Origin of the sequence: Streptomyces lothianensis, from assembly GCF_047779955.1 — a bacterium.
GTDB lineage: Bacteria > Actinomycetota > Actinomycetes > Streptomycetales > Streptomycetaceae > Streptomyces.
In genome coordinates this window covers 1-923 of the sequence record NZ_JBLMKT010000122.1, presented here as the reverse complement: position 1 = coordinate 923, position 923 = coordinate 1, and the positions used below count along the sequence as shown (strand labels likewise).

Below are 923 nucleotides of genomic sequence, written 5' to 3'. Positions count from 1 at the left end.
TTCGAGGGGTGCTGGAGGGGTGCTGGAGGTTGCGGTGGGGGTGGCCGGTTTCGGACTAGCGTGCGGTCCCGGTCACACTCGACGTCACATAGGGGGTACGCGTGGAGATTCGGGTTCTGGGACCGTTGAGTGCCCAGGTCAACGGAGAAACCATCGTTCCGACCGCGGCCAAACCGCGGCAGATCCTGTCCCTGCTCGCCCTCTACCCGGGCCGGGTCGTCCCCGTCCAGACACTCATGGAGGAAATCTGGGGCACCCGCCCCCCACAGAGCGCCCTGACCACCCTGCAGACCTACATCCTCCAGCTCCGCCGCCGCCTGGGCACCGCCATGGGCCCCGCCCACCCCACCGGAGCCAAAGACATCCTCGCCACCCGACACGGCGGATACCTCCTGCAGACACCCGCCCACAACGTGGACGTCCACCGCTACGAACACCTCACCACCCAGGGCCTGACCGCCTTCGAAACCGGCGACAACGAACACGCCGCCCACCTCTACCGCCAGGCCCTCGACCTGTGGGACGGCCCCGCACTCGTCGACATCCGCCTCGGACCCGTCCTGGAGATCGAAGCCCTCCGCCTCGAGGAATCACGCCTCGTCGCCACCGAACGCCGCATCGACGCCGACCTCCGCCTGGGCCGCCACAGCGAACTCATCGCCGAACTCACCGACCTCACCGCCCGCCACCCCCACCACGAAGGCCTCCAGTCCCAGGCCATGCTCGCCCTCTACCGAGCCGGCCGCCAAAGCACCGCCCTCGACATCTACCGACGCCTCAGAACCCGCCTCATCGACGAACTCGGCGTCGAACCCTCCCCCCAACTCCAACGCCTCCACCAAGCCATGCTCACCGTCGACCCCCAACTCGACACCCTCACCACCCCCAAACCCACCTCCACCTTCAACCTCTTCGCCGCCTGA

1 protein-coding gene is annotated in these 923 nt (G+C 68.0%); it reads left to right on the top strand.

Annotated features, from left to right (window positions below; genetic code table 11):
• The first annotated feature begins 101 nt into the window (after positions 1-101).
• Positions 102-923 (top strand): AfsR/SARP family transcriptional regulator, encoded by an 822-nt coding sequence (locus ACLF6P_RS29870; protein WP_415954546.1) that lies wholly within the window; start codon positions 102-104, stop codon positions 921-923.